Source organism: Amycolatopsis sp. NPDC114503 (assembly GCF_055633655.1).
Genome location: NZ_JBVKDT010000004.1, coordinates 271,192 through 289,902, shown reverse-complemented (window position 1 = coordinate 289,902; position 18,711 = coordinate 271,192). Strand labels below are relative to the sequence as shown.

Below are 18,711 nucleotides of genomic sequence, written 5' to 3'. Positions count from 1 at the left end.
TGAACCGGTGCCCGCGTTCGGATCCCGTTTGTTGACGCCGCGCGCGACGGTGGAGAAGTTGAACCCATGAACCGCTTCAGACGCGTGGCGCACGTGCTCGCCGCCGGGGTGCTCGCGGTGCTCGGCGTCGCCGTCGTGCCCGCCGCGTCCGCGCAGACGCAGCCGAGTCCGTTGAACTATCAGGTGCAGGTGACCGGAGCCGACCCGATGAACGCGCAGGACGGGGATGCGCTGCGCATCACGATCTCCGGGCTGCCCGCGGGGGCTACGGCGAACTACTCCGTGTGCCCGGCTCCACTGCGGGACTCGCTCGTGAAGCCCGGGACCTGGACGCACGACCCGTCCGTCGCGGCCCGCGTCACCGCGTACTGCCTGGCCTTCAACGACGAGCTGTCCGGCTCGGAGTTCAAGCCGCCGCCCACCAACGTCGGCCGGAGCGCGACCACGCACAACATCGTGTTCGACACGTACGTGCCGCGGGGCGCGCGTACTCCCGGAATCGTGCCTTTCGACCCGGATTTCACGGCTCTCAAGCGGTCGGAAAAGTTGAAGTGGCCGAACAACCCGGACAACAAGAAGTATTCGTTCGCCTGCGACGAGAATCATCCGTGCACCATCACCTTGCGCATCAACGTCCCGGCGACCGCGACTGCCCCCGCGCAGACGGTGTACGACAGCTCGCTCGCGTTCCGAGCCACCGCTCCCGGGCTCAAGATCAAAGGGTGCGGCGGAGTCGGAGCCACCACGCTGACCGGCAGCATGCCCGAGCGGTTCGGGCGCACGGCGGTCGGCTGGAATCAGATGCTCTGCGCGCCGACGAAGGCGATGCAGCCGGTCAACATCGTGAACGAGAGCGAGGACGTCGGGCTGACGTCGTTCGACAAGGGCGAGTCGGACGTGCAGGTCACCGGCTCTGGCGGAGCGCTGGCCGCGCAGCAGGTCCGCGCTCGCAGCTACGTTCCGACGGCGCTCAACGCGACGGTGCTCGCCGCGATCGGGTGGGCTCCGACAGATCGCGGAGACGACGGCGGCGCGCTGAACTCGCGGCTTGCCGACAATCTGAAGTTCGGCTGGGACGATATCGCCAACCTCCTGAGCAAAGGCGGCTTGTCGCCCGACTCGACCGGCCGGGGCGGTATCTTCGTCGACAATGCGGCCCTGGTGAAGCGCAATCCGGCGCTGGCGGCGATCAGCGGTCCGGCCAACCCCGGCCTCGCGCCGAACACGCGTGCCGGGCAGTTCAACACCGATTTCTACGGAGTCACCGGCGAAACAGGCGCGAGTACCGTGCCGCTGGTCCTCAGCAACCGGCTGAAAGGGCTGCCGTCGTGGACGTACGCGACCTTCGTGGACCTCAAGAAGAATCCGTTGAAGGGAAGCGGCGGGCCGGTCGGCGTGGTGACTGATCTCAACGCGCTCAACCTCGGCGACGGCGGCGTGCACAACGTCGACGCGAAGACCGGCCAGGTCAACGTCCGCAAGCAGGTCATCAACGTGACGCTGGGAACCGGCAACGAGTGCTTGAAGGGATGCCTCAACTGGGTCGTCACCGACCTGGCCACCGCGACCGAGAACGGCTGGACCCCGGTCGCCTTGCCCAACGGCAAGGGCGGCTACGTCGCGCCGACCCCGCAGTCTCTGCAGGCCGCGGCGGCGCACACGCGGCAGGCCGAGGACGGCTCGGTGCAACTCGTCGGCGCCGACGACCCGGAAGCGTATCCGCTCACGTACCTCGAGTCGCTTACCGCGCCGCTGAATCCGCTGGTGGACGCATCGTGCGCGCCGGAAGCCGCGAAGCAAGCCCAGCTCGCGAACTTCCTGAAGGCCGCTGTCAACGGCGGTCAGGGGACCTTGGGCCCCGGCCTGGTCCCGCTGACGCCGGATCTGCTTTCCGCGGCGCAGGCCGCCGCGGCGAAGGTCGGCACCGGCACCGCCGCGGCATCCTGCCACGAGCGGACGGAAGCGCAGAATCCCGGCTCGGCGGCGACTGGCGGCCCTGGTGCCGCCGCGGGCGGGACACCCTTGAGCGCCGGAGGCAGCGATCCGCTTCCCCGCTCCGGCTCGAATGGCTCCGGTGTGGCGGAAGCCGCCGCGCTGGCGATGAAGGCACCGACGCAAGCGAGCGTCCAAGAGGCACGCAGCCTGGCGGCGGCGGTGAAGATCCCGCTGTTTCCGGGAGCAGGTGTTCTGGGAGCGCTGATTCCGTTGTTCGCCTTGGTCGCGCTGGTCCTGTTGCCGTCCTCGACTGGTTACCTGACGGCGGGGAAGCCGTTGCCGCAGTGGGTGAGGCGGCTCGCCGGCAGGCTCGTCGCATTGCGACGCCGGGCATGACCGCGACGCTCCGTGCCCCGGTGCACTTGACTCCTAAGTGGACGGTTATCGCGGTGGTCGGCTGGCTGGTCACCACGATGTTGTGCTTCGGCATCGTCGCCTACGCACTCGGACCGATGCTGGCGAACAACGACCAGCGGGAGGCGCTGTCGGTGCTGCAGGACCGGATGGCTCAGGCGCAGGGTGCGGCCCGCACATTGCTCGGCGCCGCGCCGGTGACGAAACCGCCGGAGCTCGGCGCGCCGGTGGCAGTGCTGGAGATCCCGAAACTGCAGGTGCAACAGGTGGTGCTCGAAGGCGTGGAGCCGGGGGAGACGATGTCCGGCCCGGGGCACGTGCCAGGCACTTCGGGGCCCGGGCAGCCGGGCAACTCGGCGGTGGCCGGCCGGTATTCCGGATACGGCGCTCCGTTCGCTCGGCTCAACGAGCTGTCCCGGGGAGACCAGCTGGTGGTCGCGACCACCCAGGGGAAATCGGTCTACACCGTGACTGACACGGCGACCCGTGACCTGGACGAAGACCGCGACTACGGCCGTACGGAGAACGACCGGCTGACGCTCGTCACGTCCGATTCGTGGTGGCCGGGCTCCGCGTCGAGCGCGACGGTGGTGACGGCGGTTCTCGACGGCAAACCGTTCCGTCCGACGCCGCAGAACGGCCGAGCGGACTCCCAGGACGGTCGCACCGGAGACCCGGGCGGCTGGGCTCGGCTGGTGCTCGCGTTCGGCGGGTTCGCGGTGGTGGCCGCGGGGGCGACCGTGCTGTACCGGCGATGGCGTTCGGTGTCGACATACGTGTTGACCACACCGGCGTTGCTGGCTCTGGCGGTGCTGGCGGCGTCGGCGGTCTGGCGGCTGCTTCCTGCCTGGGCTTGAGCGAGTGAGACCGGGGGCTGGCGTGGAGCTTGTTGCCAGGCCCCCGGCTCAATGCGGTCAAGAGAGAGTGCAAGTGACTCCGTCGTTGCCGGCCGGCAACGGCTTGAAGCCGTACTGGGTCAGCGTGCCGGCGAGGCTGCCGTTGCAGAGCGGGCTCGGGCCGGTCAAGTCGAAGCCGACCGCGTTGAGCGCGGCGTCGTAGGACCGCGAGCGGGTGTCGAGCACGTAGGAGACAGAGTGCGCGCCGATGAAGCCGTCGGCGTAGGTCGGCACGTAGGTGTGAGGGGCACCCGAAACCGGGGGAGCGTCTGAACCGCCGCCGAGGAGAGTGCCTTCGAAGAAATCAGCGCGCTTGTCGGTGGCAACGCCGTTGCCTTGGGCGGCCCACTGCGCCACGGAGTGGGGCACGATCGCCGTCGCCCGGTCGCTTGCGGGAACGGTAGTGGCGTAGTTTTCTTGGAACCTCTTGACCGCAACGGGTTTCGTCGTCGGATCGAAGCCGAGCACCGTGCCGGTGAAGAAGGCCAGCGTGCCGGAGCCTACCTGGGGCAGGTAGACGGTGATGGGGGCGTTGGCGCCGCCGACCTGGTTCCAGTTGGTGACGGTGCCGCTGTAGATGTCGCGCAGCTGGCCCAGGGTCAGGGCGAGGCCGGCGCCCGCGCCGGTCGACGAGGCAGCCCATGAGACCGCGTCCTTGGCGAAGCCGAAGTACTGGAACGCCGGCGGGTCCGAAGAAGACCGCGGCGAGTCGGAGCGGACGAGGTCGATCAACCCGCTGCCGGCTGCGGCCGCGCTGTCCAGTGCGTAGCCGCCCGCGATCGCGCCGTTGGGCGGAGGGTTGGCCGATCGATAGATGGTGCCGGGATCGTAGACGTCGCCGGGCACGGAGAAGACCTGACCGGGCGTCAGGATTGACGGCACGTTGGCGTGAGTGTCTGGATCGGTGTTCGCCGGGGAAGAGTTGGCTGCGGCGAAGATCGCGTCGGTGACCTCGTAGGTGGTGTTGGCTCCGACGGCGGTGACGACCTCCTGGACGCCGTCCGGGCCGGGCACTGCGTCGGCGAGACCGGGGAAGAGAAGGATGGCGGCCGCGGCCGTGGCGAAGATCGGGGCAGTGCGAGTGCGTCGTCTCACGTGCGCTCCTTCGGCGGTCGTGCTCTGCGGGAAACGGAACCGGCCAGGCCGGGGAGGAAGTTCCCCGGCCTGGCCGGTCCGGTGGTTCAGCGGGTCAGGAAAGCGTGCAGGTGACGCCGTTGACCGGGGCGAGCGGCTTGAAGCCGTACTGGGTCAGCGTGCCGGCGAGGCTGCCGTTGCAGAGCGGGCTCGGGCCGGCCGAGTCGAAGCCGACCGCGTTGAGCGCCGCGCCGTAGGACGGCGAGCGGGTGTCCAGCACGTAGTACACGAAGCGGGCGCCGCGGAAATCGTCAGCGAAGGCCGGGGCGTAGTTCGGCGCGGAGCCCGTGACCGGGGCACCGTCCGAACCGGCACCGGTGAGGGTGCCCTCGAAGAAGCCGGCGCGCTTGTCGCTCACGACGCCGTTGCCCTGCGCGACCCACTGGGCCACGGAGTAGGGCGCGATCGCCGACGACTGGTCGTCCGCCTGGATGGTGTTGGCTTCGTTCTCCTGGAACCGCTTGATGGTGACCGGCTTCGTGGTCGGGTCGAAGCCGAGAACCGTGTTGGTGAAGAACGACAGCGTGCCGGAACCCGCCTGCGGCAGGTAGACGGCGATGGCGGAGTTGGTGCCGCCGACCTGGTTCCAGTTGGTGATGGTGCCGCTGTAGATGCCGCGCAGCTGGTCCAGGGTCAGGGTGACGCCCGCGCCGGCGCCGGTCGAGGACGCGGCCCAGGAAACGCCGTCCTTCGCGAAGGCGTAGTACTGGAAGGACGACGGGTCGGAGGCGGAACGCGGGGAGGAGGAACGGGCGAGGTCCACCGAGCCGCTGCCGGCCGAGGCGGCGTTGGCCAGGGCGGTCTTCCCCGCGGTCGAGCCGTTGGGCGGCGGGTTGCCGGCGTTATAGGTGGTGCCGCCGTCGTAAATGTCGCCGGGCACGCTGAACGACTGGTTGCCCGAGAGAACCGGCGGGACGTTCACGTAGTTGTCGGGGTCGGTGTTCGCCGCCGAACCGTTGGCCGCGGCGAAGACCGCGGTGGTGACGTCCGCGATCGTGTCGGAGCCCACCGCCGCCACGACCTCGGGGAGCTGGTTCGGACCGGGAACAGCGCTGGCGGTACCCGGGAAGATCAGGGCCGCTCCAGCGGCGACCGCGGCGGAGACGCCCACGAACCGGGCAGTACGAGCACGCATCAGTTTGTACTCTTTCTGTCTGGTCTCGACCACGGGATTCCGTGGCCGGGACCAAACCTCGCGGGGTCCGGCAAACAGCGCCCGGTTGGTAGCGTTCCCACCCGACGGCGCGGGCGTTAATGCCCGACGAACGCGTTCAGCCCGGCAGCCGGTACTTCGTGCGCCAGTCGGTGATCCGGCCCTCCGCCGCGAATTCCGCCGCTTCCCCGATCGCGGCGACAAACCGTTCGTATCCGTGCTGTGCTTCGATCCGGCGGCCGTAGGCGTGGCTCGCCGACGCGATCGTGCCGTTGCCCGCGCGCAGCATCCACCGCCAGTCGATTCCGTGGTCGTGGGTCAGTTCCATGCGCGTGCGCGGGATGTTCGCGCACAGCCATTGGATCGCCGCGACGCATTCTTCCCCGTTGCGGTAGTCGACGGTGCCCAGACCCAGCGACGCGTTGTTCGTGCCGAGGAGCCGCCACCTCGTCGCATTTCCCGGGCCGCCGATCAGCTGGAACCGGGGAGTCCGCCGTGGACTTCGAGCGCTTTTCATGTGTCGCAACCTCAGTCCGGCTCGGACGGCCGTCCGGTGACAAGCCGTCGCAGTCAGAATGGACATCGCGGGCGCGCGGCCGGAAAGTTACCGTCGGCGGTTAAGCGGCGACGGCCACCCGGTGAACAGCGAGTGCGTGCGGGCATTCCACAGTAGACCGCCGGCCGACGGTCACGCTCGAGATTCTTTTCGCCACTCCTGGCGATGACATCGCCCGTTTCCGCGCCGGCGTTTCGCGCCCGGAGCGGTTCGCGGCGAGTTCGACTGTTCGCCGCAACCGCGATTCGGGCGTTCGGCGGCACCTGCGGCGAGGTAATTGGGGCACGCTCGGTGTCCTTCGGGGCGCGGAAATCCCGGTCCGCCCGGATCGGGCCGGGATTGTGCGCCGTAGTCAAGGGGAGGGAACCGCGGTGGCGTCTACTGTGGACGTCCGGGGCGGCGCTTTTCGGATATGGTTGGCGGAATGGCTGATCTGACGCTCACCGGCCTCCGGGTTGTGGTGGAGGTGGCCCGCACCGGGTCCTTCAGCGCTGCCGCGCACCGGCTCGGCTACACGCAATCGGCGGTGTCACGGCAGATCGCGGCGAGCGAGCGCGCCACTGGAACCGCATTGTTCGAACGGCACGCCCGAGGAATCCGTCCCACGACGGCAGGGGAAGTGCTGATCCGGCACGCCGGGCGGGTTTTGGACAGCGTGAGCGCGGCCGGAAAAGAACTGGCCGGGCTGCGCGACCGGCTCGCCGGGCGGATCTCGGTGGGCGGATTTCCCGCCGCGTCGGCGGTTTTGCTGCCGCGCGCGGTGTCCCGGCTGACGCGCGCGCATCCGGGCGTGGAGGTGCAGCTCGCCGAGTCCTCGACCCCGGCGCAGCTGCAGTCGCTGCGGCGCGGACGGCTCGAGGTCGCGGTGGTCGTGACCGGCGACGGCGTGCCGGAATACGATTTCGACAGCTTGCGCCGCACCGAATTGCGCAGCGGAATCGGGTACGGGGTGGCGGTTGCGGAATCGCATCCGTTCGCCGGGCGCAGCTGGGTCGAACCGGACGAATTGGCCGAACAGCAATGGATCGTCGGGGCGGGGAGTTCGCCGGAATTCGGGACATGGCCGGGAATCGCCGGGCCGATGATCGCGTTTTCGGTGCGCGCGTGGCCGACGCGGCTGGGCCTGGTCGCGGCGGGACTGGGAATTTCGCTGGTGCCCGGATTCGCGGCGGATTCGCTCCCCGCCGACGTCCGGTGGATCCCGGTGCGCGACGAATGCGGCGGGCTGCGGCGCTGCCTGTGGGCGGTGACGGGGGAGCAGCCGGGGCCGGCGGCGGTCGCGATGGTGCGCGCGCTGGAGGAGGAATCCGGGTCGGTGGGCCGAGGCTAGTCCGGCGATGGGTTCGCCCTGGCCGCGCTGCGGTTTCGGTGGCTTTCGCGTTCGTGAGCGGCCTGATTCGTCGTGGGGCGGGCACTTTCGGCTTCGCGCGGCGAGGGGCGCCGGATTGTCACGTGCGGTAGCTGGCGAAGCGTTGTAACGCAAGGCCCGAGCGGTCGTCTTCATTCCGGGCAGCGACCCAGGCACTCGGCTTGGCGGGCAAGGGGTTCAGCGGATGAATTTTCGCCGGGGAGACCATCTTGACCAGGTGGGTCGGGACGGCCTCGCTGCTTTCGCGGCACTGGTTCCGGCGCGGCGGCCGCCCGGATGCCATTGATCCCGGTTTGAGGCATTCGGCGGGGCGGCCCGTTCCCGTGACAGCCTGGTGGCTCGCGACCGGCGATCTTCCGCCAGAGCGCGGAGTAGTTCTAAGCTTGGCTGAAGGTGCGAAGCGACGTCAGCGCGGGCCGTGGAGGGTGCGTGGCGGGGCGGCATCATGGGGGGCGGGTCGGCATGAAAAGCGTTGGCCGGGAAGAGCCGGAGACTGTTCGCCGGCGGTGGGCGGGCGTGCTTACGGTTATCGTCGGCTTCGCGCTGCTGATCGTGTGCGGCTTCGGTGTGATGCTGCAGCACAAACGTGCCGACGACCTCGCTGCCCACGGAGTTCGGGTGCAGGGCACGGTTGTCCTGGTGCAGGGCGACCGCCCCTCGCGAAGAGGCTTCGTCCACGTGAGTTACCTGGTGGACGGGGCCGAGCGGGTGGGGGTGCTCAGCCGGTTGCGAAGCGAACCCATGCCGCGCTTCGGGGACACGGTCACTGTGTTCTATGACCGAGCCGACCCCGACGATCTGCGCACCAGCGACCTCGCCAACAATCCCTGGGGGATCGATCTGGCGATAATGTTCGTCCTTCTGCTGTCGTGTGGCTTCTTTGCCGTCGGGGTCGAGATCTACTTCTTCGGCGAGCGGCAGCGGCGGCGGGTCCGGGTTCGTCCTGCCGTTCGGAGCTCGCCACCGCGCCCCCGTCGCGGACGTGAGACGCTGATCCTGTGGCATGACTTGGCCCGGGCTGAGCCGCGACCGACGGCGGGCAAGCGCGGGCGCCGCCTCGGCCGCGACGACGAATCGTCCCCGCCAGCGGCTTCGCGGACGTGACGACGGTCCCCGCGCGAATGTGTTCGTGCGATCCTCGGGAGCGCCGGGAGTCGTGAGGAAATCGGCTCCGCGGCCGGAACCGGTCCTACTGCGGCCCGAATCCCCGGTACGGCCGCAGCGGGATCACCGTGAATTCCGACAGCCCGGAGCTCGCCATCGGCAACGCGTCCACTGTGGACTTCGCCGTGGATTCGTCCGGAGCTTCGACGACGAAGCAGGCTCCGGGGAGGTCGTCGCGAAGCCAGATCTGGCGTACGACGCCGTCGAGGTAGAGGCGGCGCACCCGGTCCGTCTCGGCCGGGAGAACCGCGGCGAAGTCGGCCTCCTGGAACCGCTCCGTGCGGCGGCGGCTGAGAACCATGAACTGCATGACAGTTCCTCTCGATTCAGCGGGGGGAGAGAGGTGCGGTCTTGAGCAGCCGGGCGAGCAGGCCGCCCGCCCGCATCCATTCGTCCTCGGCTTCGGTGTCGACGCGGGCGACGGCGGGCTGTTCGAAGACGGTCCGGCCGCCGCGCCGGGCGACGACGGTGAGCGGGGCGTTGACGAGCGGCCCGTGTACCAGGCCGAGGACGTCGAACTCCTCGGTCCCGTCGAATCCGCTCAGCGCGGGGCATTCGACGGGCAGCACGCCCAGCGCGACGAGGTTGGTGCGGTGGATGCGTTCGAAACTCCGGGCGAGGACTGCTTGCACGCCGAGCAGCCGGGTGACCTTCGCGGCCCAGTCGCGGGCCGAACCGGCGCCGTAGGAATGACCGGCGACGACGACCACCGGCGTGCCGCGCTCCGCGTAGGCGGCGGCCGCGGCGTGCACCGGCATGAGGTCGCCGTCGGGCAGGAGCCGGGTCCAGCCGCCGGGCCGTTCTCCGGCGAGTTCGTTGCGCAGCCGGGGGTTGGCGAAACCGCCGCGCAGCATCACCTCGTGGTTGAGCCGGCGGGAACTGTAGGTGCCCAGGTTCTCGCGGGCCACCCCGCGTTCGGCGAGCCACTGGCCCGCCGCCGAACCGGGCAGGATGCGCGAGACCGGGGAGATGTGGTCGGTCGTGATGCCGTCGCCGAGGACCAGCAGCGGGCGGGCGCCGCGGAGGTCCCCCTCCCGGACCGGCCCGGCGGCGTCAGCGAACGGCGGGCGACGGATCGTGCCCGTTTCGCCCTCCCATTCGTAGCTTTCCTCGTCTGGATGCGGCAGGCGCCGCCAGCGGTCCGTCGTCATCGGCGCGGACCCGCCGGGAGACGCCAGCGCGGCGGCCGCGTCGATCTCCGTCTCGGCGGGCCAGAGGTCCGCCAGCAGCACGGGGTTTCCGTCGTGGCCGGTGCCGAGCGGTTCGCGGTCCAAGTCGATCGCGGTGCGCCCGGCGAGCGCGAACGCGACGACCAGGGGAGGGGAGGCGAGGTAGGCGTCGCGCACGGCAGGGTGGATCCGGCCGGGGAAGTTCCGGTTTCCCGACAGCACCGCGGAAACGGCGAGATCGCGGGTCTCGATCTGCCGGGCGACGTCCGGACGGAGCGGGCCGGAGTTGCCCATGCAGGTGCCGCAGCCGAATCCGGCGACGTGGAACCCCAGTTCGTCCAGCGCGGACTGCAGGCCGCTGGCGACGAGCAGGTCCGCGGTGGCCCGTGAACCAGGGGTCAGCGAGGTCTTCGTCCACGGTGCGACGGCGAGGCCGCGCGCGACGGCGTTGCGGGCCACCAGCCCGGCAGCCGCCATCGCCCTCGCGTTGGACGTGGTGGTGCAGCTGGTGATCGCCGCGATCACGACCGCTCCGGCGGGCAGGTCGTCCGGGCCGGACGCGCGGCCGGGCCGGGCCGCCGGGTCGTGCAGTTCGGAGGGCCGCAATCGCTGGTGCGGGCGGGACGGCCCGGCCAGCGTCCGGTCCACCGCGGCGAGGTCCAGCTCGATCAAGTCGTCGTAGTCCGGCTCGGCGTCGTACAGCATTCCCTGTGCGGCCAGGTAATCGCGAACCGGTCCGGCCGGGCGGCCGGTCGCGGAGAGGTAGCCGAGCGTGCGGGAGTCGGCGGGGAAATAGGCCATGGTCGCGCCGTATTCGGGCGCCATGTTCGCGATCGTCGCGCGGTCGGGCACCGCCAAGCCGGCCAGGCCGGGTCCGTGGAACTCCACGATCCGCTGCACGACCCCGTGCGCCCGCAGCAGGGCGGCGAGCGTCAGCGCCACGTCGGTCGCCAGCACGCCCGGCCGGACGGCTCCGGTCAGCCGGATCCCGACGACCTCGGGCGCCCGCAGGAAAAGAGGTTCGCCGAGAACGGCGGCGGTCGCCTCGATGCCGCCGACTCCCCAGCCCGCCACGGACAGCCCGTTGATCATCGTGGTGTGGCTGTCGGTGCCGACGACCGAGTCGAACCCGGCGAGCGGGCCGGTCGTGACGACCTCGGCGAGCACCTCGAGGTTCAGCTGGTGGCAGATCCCGATTCCGGGCGGGACGACCCGCAGGCCGGGGAACCGGGTCTGCGCCCAGCGCAGGAACCGGTACCGGCCGGCGTGGCGCTCGTACTCGCGGTCGAGGTTCGTTTCGGCGGCCTGGGCCGACCCCGCGGCGTCGAGTTCCAGCGCGTGGTCGACGACCAGGTCCATCCTCCGTCGCGGGGCGACCGCCGCCGGGTCGAGCCCGAGTTCGGCGGCCCGCTCGGCGAGGGTGACCAGGTCGGCGAGGACGGGGATGCCGGAAGCGTCCTGCAGGAGCACCCGTTCCGGATGGAACGGGATCGCGGCGGCGGTGTCCCGGCGGGCGAGCGCGCGCACGTGCTCGGCCGTCACCGTGCGGCCGTTCTCGTGCCGCAGCAGGTTTTCCGCGAGGACGCGGACGGAGTAGGGCAGGCGGCCGAGCGGTCCCGCGCCGTTCGCTTCGGCGGCGGGCAGGCTGAGGAACCGCGCGCCGCCGGGCAGCGACCGCAGCGCGCGGAACGAGTCGAGGGTCACGGGCGCGGCACCGGACGTTCGGCGGCGCCGGTGTAAGCCGGCAGCAGCGGAGGCGGGAGGGGGCCCTTGATCCGGCGGCCGGACTGGCTTTCCTCCCACGCGTGGGACAAGATCCCGACCGAGCGGGACAGGATGAACAGTCCGCGGCCCAGCTCCGGCGGGAAACCGAGTTCCGCGTAGACGACGGCGGTCGCCCCGTCGATGTTCATCGGGACCGGCGTGGTTCGCCCGGCAGACAGCTGCCGTTCGAGTTCCCGGGCGACGGCGAGGAAACGGCCCTCGACCACTCCGGCCGCGGCTTGGTCGGCGACCGCCTCCAGCAGGGGATCGCGGCGCGGGTCGCGCGGGTGGAACCGGTGCCCGAAGCCGGGGACGTGCTGCCGCCGGGACCGGAAGTCCGCCAGTGCCTTGGCGACCGCGGTCTCGAGACCGTCCTTTTCGGACTCCGCGCGGAGCAGGCCGAGCAGCTCCATGCACTGCTGTCCCGCGCCGCCGTGCACGTCGCCGAGCAGTCCGACGCCCGCGGACATCGCGCCGTGCAGGCCGACGCCGCACGTGGCCGCCATCCGCGCCGCGGCGATCGACGGGGCCTGCGGGCCGTGGTCCACCGCGGCGACGAGGGCCTTTTCCAGCAACGCGGCCTGCGGTTTGCCGGGCAGGTCCCCGCGCACCATCAACCAGACCGTCTCCGCGAATCCCGCGCCGGAGATCAGGTCCTGCACGGGATACCCGCGCAGCCGGATGCTCCCGGGTTCGATGTCGGAGACCGCGGTGGACCACCATTCGGTCACGTCCCGGGCCGACGTCGCCCGGATCGCTTCTTCGCGAGCGGAGGTCATACCGCCTTCTCCTCCCTCAGCCGGGCGATCTCGGGCTCCGCGAACCCCAGCTCCCGCAGGATCGCGTCGGTGTGTTCGCCCAGCCGCGGCGGACGCGACCCGGCGGCGACGCGCGCGCCGTCGACGCGGGTGGGCGCGCCGAGCACTCGCACCGCACCGCCGGCCGCGGCGGGCGATTCGACTGTCGTGACGAGTTCGCGGTGCGCGATCTGATCCGACGCCAGTGCCTGGGGCACGGAAACCACCGGCGCGGCCGGAACCCCGTTCTCCAGCAGGATTTCGTCCCATTCCGCCGCGCTCTTCTCTTTGAGCGAGGTCTCCAGCTCCGCTCGCAGGGCCTCCCGGTTGCGCTTGCGATCCTCGCGGGCGGCGAAACGCGGATCGCCGATCAGCTCCTCCCGGCCGAGCACCCGGCAGAGGATTTCGTACTGCTCCTGTTTGTTCGCGGCGATGTTGAGCGCGCCGTCGCCGGTCTCGAACGTGCCGGAGGGGGCGGAGGTGATGTTCTCGTTGGCCATCGGCACCGGTTCGCGGCCGCCGATCAGGTGGTCCGACACGACCCATCCCATGGCGGTGAGCGCGGCGTCCAGCATCGAGGTGTCGAGGAAAGCGCCCCGGCCGGTGCGGCGCTGGCGAAGCAGTGCCGAGGAGATCGCGAACGCCGCGGCGAGCCCGCCGAAGCTGTCGCACACCGGGAATCCCACCCGCAGCGGCGAGACCTCCGGCGTTCCGGTCACGCTCATGATGCCGGAAAGCCCCTGGACGACCTGGTCGTAGGCAGGCCTGCGGCGCATCGGCCCGGTCGCGCCGAAGCCGGAGACGGCGCAGTAGACCAGTCGCGGGTTGATCTCCCGCAACCGGTCCCAGCCGAACCCGAGACGTTCGAGCACGCCGGGCCGGAAGTTCTCCAGCAGCACGTCGGCGCGCGCCACGAGCCTCGCGAAGACGTCCTTCCCGCCCGTGCTCTTGAGATCGATCGTGACGGACCGCTTCCCGGAATTCTGGGCGAGGAACGAGACGCCGAGTCCTTCGCCGGACAGCGCGGGATCGGCGCCGAGCTGACGGGCGAGGTCGCCGGTGCCGGGCGGTTCGACCTTGATCACCTCCGCGCCCATCAGGGCGAGCTGGTAACCGGCGAACGGACCGGCGAGCACGTTGGTGAGGTCGAGCACGCGCACGCCTTCGAGCAGGTCGGCGGTCACAGGAAGACCTCCACCGGGCCGAGCCCGGCTTCGCTGATCTCGCGGGCGGCGGCGGTCACGGCGTCGACGTAGCGGCCGACGCGATCGGCGGTGAAGCGCGAGGTCGGCCCGCTCGCGGACAGCGCCGCGATCACCCGGCCGTCCTTGGCGAAGATCGGCGCGGCGACCGCCGAGGCCCCCAGTTCGCGTTCGCCGTGCGTCACCGCGTAGCCCGCCTCGCGGATGCTGGCCACTTCCCGCCGCAGCGGCTCCAGTTCGAGGCCGGACCGCAGGCCGGCCAGTTCGTGCAGCACCTCGTCCGGCGCGCCGCCGAGCAGGATCTTGGCGCTGGCTCCGGTCGCCAGCGGATACGGCACCCCCACCGCGACCACACTGCGGACCGTCGCGGTGCCTTCGGCCTGGGCGATCGCGGTCCGGTCGAGGCCGCGGCGGACGTAGACGTTGACGGTCTCGCCGCAGGATTCGGCGAGCCGCGCCATGATCTGGCGGGCTTCCGGGCCCACCTCCCACAGCGACTCCGCGAGCTTGACCCAGCGCAGGAGACCCGCGCCGGGGCCGTAGGAGGAGTCGCCGCGGTCCACGATCAGCCCGAGGGATTCCAGCGTCGCGAGCAGCCGCACGACGGTGGTCTTCGGCAGGCCGGTGAGGGCGACCAGCTCACGGAGCTGCCGGATCGGATGCGCCGCGTCGAAGAGTTCCAACACCTCGACGGCTCGCGCGATGCTGCGCACGCCGCCGTCGACCCGCGTGGAAGCGGTACCAGTCTCAGCCATGACCCTCACAGTAGACCGTCTGATGGTTCGCGTAAACCACGAAGTGGGTTGACTGGGTCTCAAGCGCGTGTTCTCCTACTTCTCGCGATGCTCGAACTGGCCAGCGGAATTCTTGAACCGTTCAATGGCGCGCTGGGGACGAGAAAGGGAGTTTCGTGAGTCGACAACAGGCAGATCTGGTCGTGGTGGGGTGCGGTGCGGGCGGGCTCGCCACCGCCGTGCGGTTCCTCGAATGCCGCCCCGCGGGCCGGGTCGTCGTGCTCGAACGGACGTCGAAGGCCCAGCGCGGCGGCAACACCGCGTGGACCGGCGCGTTCTTCCGGCTCGAACCGGACGGCGCCCCGGCGGCCGATTTCTCCGCGCGGATGCGCGAGCTGAGCGGCGGCCGCACCGATCCGGCGATCATCGGCAGGCTGGCCGGGCTGGCGCGGCCCACGATCGAATGGCTCAACGAGAACGGGGTGGCCACCAAGCCGGACCTCACCTACTTCCTGACCTCGAAGGGCCCGAGGCTGATGCCCGTCGGCGGAGGCGCGGCGATCGTCGAAACCCTTGCCGCGCGGGTGGAAACCCTCGGCGGCACGATCCGCTACGAGACCGCCGCCCAGGACCTCGTCCAGGACGAGACGGGCGCGGTGACCGGGGTTGTCTCAGCGGACGGCACCTGCTGGGAAGCGCCGACGGTGGTGCTCGCCTGCGGCGGTTTCGAAGGAAGCGCGGCGCTGCTCGACCGGCACCTCGGCGACCGCGGGCACGAGCTTTCGCCGATCGCCCCGGGCGGGCGCGCCAATCAGGGCGAGGGCATCGAGATGGGCGTACGGGCCGGCGCGGCGACGGACGGGCAGTTCGAGCGCTTCCACGGCGAGCCGGTCGATCCGCGCACCCGCTCGCCGGAAGCGCTGGTCATGGTCTACCCGTACGGCATTCTGGTCGACCACCGCGCGCAGCGGTTCCTCGACGAGGGATCCGATACCCCGGACAACACCTTCGAGTCGGTCGCTTACCGGATCTGGCGCGACGCCGACCAGTTCGCCTACGTCATCGCCGATCAGAAACTGGTGCGCCAGGACATCGCCCGCGCCGTGCTGACCGACCGCGAGCCCGAATCCGCGGACACCCTCGAAGCACTGGCGCAACGGCTCGACCTCGACGCGGCCGCGCTCGTGGCGACTGTCGAGGCCTACAACGCCGCGGCCGCGCCGGGCCCGCTCGACGTCACCGCGCTCGACGGGATCGCGACCAGCGGTCTCGAACCGCCGAAGTCCAACTGGGCCCGCCCGATCGACGAGCTGCCCTACGTGGCGTGGCCGGTCACCTGCGCGATCACCTTCACCTTCGGCGGCCTCAAAACCGACGAACACGCCCGCGTCGTCGACCGTCGCGGCACCCCGATCCCGGGCTTGTACGCCGTCGGCGAGACAGCCGGGATCTACCACGGGAAATACCCCGGCGCGACTTCCGTCCTGCGAGCCCTCTGCTTCGGCCGGGTCGCGGGAGAAGCGGCGGCTTCCCGTTCCACCACCCCGAGCACCGCGGCTTGAGGGAGACAGCCATGAACCCGTCCACCGCCCGCATGTCCCGGCGCGCCGCCGTCGCCAGTCTCGTCGGCACCACCATCGAATGGTTCGACTTCTTCATCTACGGGCTCGCCGCGGCACTGGTCTTCGGCGACCTGTTCTTCCCCGGGGCCGACCCGCACAGCGGACGGCTGGCGTCGTTCGCCACGCTCGGCGTCGCGTTCGTCGCCCGGCCGATCGGGGCCGCGATCTTCGGCCACCTCGGCGACAGATTCGGCCGCCGGACCACCCTGATCGCGACCTTGAGCATCATGGGCGCGTCGACCGGGCTGATCGGCGCGCTGCCGACCTACCGCTCGATCGGGATCGCGGCTCCGATCCTGCTCATCGCGTTGCGGCTGCTGCAAGGCCTCGCGGTCGGCGGCGAATGGGGCGGCGCGGTGCTGATGTCGGTCGAGCACGCCCCGGCGTCCCGCCGGCGGCTGTTCGGATCCGCTCCGCAGATGGGCAGCCCGCTCGGCCTGGTGCTCGCCACGGCCGTGATGTCCGGGGTCTCGGCGCTGCCGGACGACCAGCTGCTCGCCTGGGGCTGGCGGATTCCGTTCCTCGCCGGTTTCGTCCTCGTCGGCGTCGGGCTGGCGATCCGGCTCGGGGTCGCCGAGCCGGAGCAGTTCAGCGCGCTCAAATCGACCGGGCGGACGGCGCGGTTGCCGATCCGGGAAGTGTTCACCACTGCGCTGCGCGGGCTCGCCGCCGGCACTGGCGTGCAGGCGTCGGTCAACGTCGTCTTCTACCTGATCTCGGTGTACTTCCTGACCTACGCGACGGCGTCGCTGGGCATGCCCCGCGATACCGCCCTGCTCATTGTGATGATCGCGGCCGCCGTCGACCTGTTCGCGCTGCCCGCGGCAGCCGCGGTGAGCGATCGGATCGGCGCGCGTCCGGTGCTGCTAGCCGGAATCGCGTTCACCGCCGTCGCTGTGTTCCCGTTCTTCTGGTTGCTGGACGGCGAACACGTGGTGGTCACCGGCGTCGTGATCACAGTGATGATGCTGGGCGCGCACGCCACCGTGTACTCCGTGATCTCCAGCGTGATCGCCGACCAGTTCGACACCCGCGTCCGGTACAGCGGCACCGCGCTGAGCAACGCGCTGGGGGCGCTGATCTTCAGTGCTCCCACACCGTTCATCGCTGAAGCCGTGGTCGGCAACGGCACCCGGTGGTGGCCGCTCGCATTGCTGACCGTTGCCGCCGCTGGAATCTCGCTTGTCGCTGTCGCCGGTACTTCGCGCCGAAAGCGAGCCGCTGCCGCATCGGCCGAACTCACCGTCTCCGCCTGAACACCTGTTGGGAGAACCACCTTCATGTCCACCGAGAACTACCAGATGCTGATCGACGGAAAATGGCGCTCCGCGTCCGACGGCGCCACTTTCCCGTCGGTCAACCCGTTCGACGGAGAGGAATGGGCACACGTGCCCACCGCCACGCTGCAGGACGTCGACGACGCGGTCACGGCGGCCCGGCGTGCGTTCGACGAGGGACCGTGGTCGCAGTCGACCCCGTTGCAGCGCGCCGCTCTGTTGCGCGCGTTCGGCGACCTCATCAAGGAAAACGCCGACGAACTCGCCCGCATCCAGGTGCTCGAAAACGGCAAGCTCATCCGCGAGGTCGCCGGCCAGACGGCCGCGCTGGCCAACCACTGCTACTTTTTCGCGGGCGTGGCCGAGGCACCGGTCGGGGAGACCCTCGCCAGCAGCGTGCCCAATATGCAGGTCTTCACGGTGCGCGAGCCGATCGGCGTGATTGCGGCCATCACGCCGTGGAACAGCCCGCTGGCGCTGCTGCTGTGGAAGCTCTGTCCCGCCCTCGCCGCCGGGAACACGGTGGTGGTCAAGCCTTCCGAGGTCACGCCGGTGTCGACGCTGGTGCTGGCCAGGCTGATCCAGGAGGCCGGTTTCCCGGACGGGGTGGTCAATGTCGTCACCGGCGCGGGCGAGGCGGGCGCGGCGCTCGCCGGGCACCGCGGCGTCGACAAGATCGCCTTCACCGGATCCACCGCGGTGGGCAAGAAGATCGCGGTCACCGCGGCGGAACGGCTCGCCCGCGTTTCTCTGGAGCTGGGAGGAAAATCCCCGAACATCGTGTTCCCGGACGCCGATCTGGACAACGCCGTCAACGGTGTTGTCGCGGGGATTTTCGCCGCCACCGGGCAGACGTGCATGGCCGGTTCCCGGGTTCTGGTCCACGAGGACGTCCACGACGAGTTCGCCGCGGCGCTGATCGAGCGCACCGAACGGATCCGGCTGGGCGACCCGCTCGACCCGGAGACGGAAATGGGCACGGTGGCCTGCCAGGCCCAGTACGACAAGGTGCTGCACTACATCGAGGTCGCCAAGGCCGACGGCGCGCACCTGGCGACCGGCGGCGGACGTCCCGGGGATCCCGCGCTGAGCAAGGGATTGTTCGTCCGCCCGACCGTGTTCACCGGGGTGGGCAACGACATGCGCATCGCGCGGGAGGAAGTGTTCGGGCCGGTCGCCGTCGTCATCAAGTTCCGCGACGAGGACGACGCCGTCCGCATCGCCAACGACACCGCGTTCGGGTTGGCGGCAGGCGTCTGGACCCGCGACGTCGCCCGCGCGCACCGGATGGTCCGCCGCCTGCGCGCGGGCACCGTGTGGGTCAACAATTACCGCAAGACGAATTACGTGGCGCCGTTCGGCGGGTTCAAGGAGAGCGGAATCGGGCGGGAGAACGGATTCCGCGCGATCGAGGAGTACACGGAGGTCAAAACCGCCTGGATCGACACCGGCAACCGGATCGCCGATCCGTTCAACCCGCGCGCCTGAACGGCGTTCGGGAGCTGGGCCGCGCTGACGCAAGACT

The 18,711-nt window shown here is 70.5% G+C and carries 15 protein-coding genes; 7 read left to right on the top strand and 8 right to left on the bottom strand.

The genetic code is table 11. From position 1 onward, the window contains the following. Window positions 1-66: 66 nt before the first annotated feature. Window positions 67-2,331, top strand: a complete 2,265-nt coding sequence (locus ACZ7OI_RS18530) for a hypothetical protein (RefSeq protein WP_470265430.1) — start codon at window positions 67-69, stop codon at window positions 2,329-2,331. Beyond that, window positions 2,328-3,206 (top strand): sortase, encoded by an 879-nt coding sequence (locus tag ACZ7OI_RS18525; protein ID WP_470265429.1) that lies wholly within the window; start codon window positions 2,328-2,330, stop codon window positions 3,204-3,206. Before ACZ7OI_RS18530 ends, ACZ7OI_RS18525 begins: the two co-directional genes overlap by 4 nt. A 57-nt stretch (window positions 3,207-3,263) precedes the next feature. Here the strand turns inward: ACZ7OI_RS18525 and ACZ7OI_RS18520 are convergent, their stop codons facing one another. The 3 genes from ACZ7OI_RS18520 to ACZ7OI_RS18510 form a co-directional block, all read right to left on the bottom strand. After that, the gene (locus tag ACZ7OI_RS18520) at window positions 3,264-4,340 is read right to left on the bottom strand and encodes a substrate-binding domain-containing protein (RefSeq protein ID WP_470265428.1); all 1,077 of its coding nucleotides are present in this window, start codon (window positions 4,338-4,340) and stop codon (window positions 3,264-3,266) included. 94 nt (window positions 4,341-4,434) lie between these two features. Further along, a complete protein-coding gene (locus ACZ7OI_RS18515; RefSeq protein WP_470265427.1) occupies window positions 4,435-5,514 on the bottom strand; it encodes a substrate-binding domain-containing protein in 1,080 nt (359 codons plus the stop codon). A gap of 136 nt (window positions 5,515-5,650) precedes the next feature. Further along, window positions 5,651-6,049: a YegP family protein gene (locus ACZ7OI_RS18510; protein WP_470265426.1), complete on the bottom strand. Its 399-nt coding sequence runs from the start codon at window positions 6,047-6,049 to the stop codon at window positions 5,651-5,653. A 463-nt stretch (window positions 6,050-6,512) separates the two neighbouring features. Between ACZ7OI_RS18510 and ACZ7OI_RS18505 the strand changes: the two genes are divergently transcribed. Next, the gene (locus ACZ7OI_RS18505) at window positions 6,513-7,418 is read left to right on the top strand and encodes a LysR family transcriptional regulator (protein ID WP_470265425.1); all 906 of its coding nucleotides are present in this window, start codon (window positions 6,513-6,515) and stop codon (window positions 7,416-7,418) included. A gap of 468 nt (window positions 7,419-7,886) precedes the next feature. Continuing rightward, complete coding sequence (locus ACZ7OI_RS18500; protein WP_470265424.1) at window positions 7,887-8,561, top strand: DUF3592 domain-containing protein; 675 nt, start codon at window positions 7,887-7,889, stop codon at window positions 8,559-8,561. 85 nt (window positions 8,562-8,646) lie between these two features. Here ACZ7OI_RS18500 and ACZ7OI_RS18495 read toward each other — a convergent pair whose 3' ends face one another. The 5 genes from ACZ7OI_RS18495 to ACZ7OI_RS18475 are packed head-to-tail and all read right to left on the bottom strand — an operon-like array spanning window position 8,647 to window position 14,308. Beyond that, the gene (locus ACZ7OI_RS18495) at window positions 8,647-8,931 is read right to left on the bottom strand and encodes a YciI family protein (protein ID WP_470265423.1); all 285 of its coding nucleotides are present in this window, start codon (window positions 8,929-8,931) and stop codon (window positions 8,647-8,649) included. Between the two features lie 16 nt (window positions 8,932-8,947). Continuing rightward, window positions 8,948-11,494, bottom strand: a complete 2,547-nt coding sequence (gene acnA, locus ACZ7OI_RS18490) for an aconitate hydratase AcnA (RefSeq protein ID WP_470265422.1) — start codon at window positions 11,492-11,494, stop codon at window positions 8,948-8,950. Beyond that, complete coding sequence (locus tag ACZ7OI_RS18485; protein WP_470265421.1) at window positions 11,491-12,333, bottom strand: citryl-CoA lyase; 843 nt, start codon at window positions 12,331-12,333, stop codon at window positions 11,491-11,493. The genes acnA and ACZ7OI_RS18485 overlap by 4 nt, the downstream gene beginning before the upstream one ends. Then, window positions 12,330-13,535: a CaiB/BaiF CoA transferase family protein gene (locus ACZ7OI_RS18480; protein WP_470265420.1), complete on the bottom strand. Its 1,206-nt coding sequence runs from the start codon at window positions 13,533-13,535 to the stop codon at window positions 12,330-12,332. The genes ACZ7OI_RS18485 and ACZ7OI_RS18480 overlap by 4 nt, the downstream gene beginning before the upstream one ends. Next, a complete protein-coding gene (locus ACZ7OI_RS18475) occupies window positions 13,532-14,308 on the bottom strand; it encodes an IclR family transcriptional regulator (RefSeq protein ID WP_470265419.1) in 777 nt (258 codons plus the stop codon). Before ACZ7OI_RS18475 ends, ACZ7OI_RS18480 begins: the two co-directional genes overlap by 4 nt. Before the next feature lie 155 nt (window positions 14,309-14,463). On the opposite strand from ACZ7OI_RS18475, the gene ACZ7OI_RS18470 reads away from it, so the two are divergent. Genes ACZ7OI_RS18470 through ACZ7OI_RS18460 form a run of 3 tightly spaced genes read left to right on the top strand, consistent with a single transcriptional unit; the run spans window position 14,464 to window position 18,674 of the window. Further along, the gene (locus ACZ7OI_RS18470; RefSeq protein WP_470265418.1) at window positions 14,464-15,849 is read left to right on the top strand and encodes an FAD-binding protein; all 1,386 of its coding nucleotides are present in this window, start codon (window positions 14,464-14,466) and stop codon (window positions 15,847-15,849) included. An 11-nt stretch (window positions 15,850-15,860) separates the two neighbouring features. Then, a complete protein-coding gene (locus ACZ7OI_RS18465) occupies window positions 15,861-17,165 on the top strand; it encodes an MFS transporter (RefSeq protein ID WP_470265417.1) in 1,305 nt (434 codons plus the stop codon). Window positions 17,166-17,189: 24 nt separating this feature from the next. Next, complete coding sequence (locus ACZ7OI_RS18460; RefSeq protein ID WP_470265416.1) at window positions 17,190-18,674, top strand: aldehyde dehydrogenase; 1,485 nt, start codon at window positions 17,190-17,192, stop codon at window positions 18,672-18,674. Window positions 18,675-18,711: the final 37 nt, after the last annotated feature.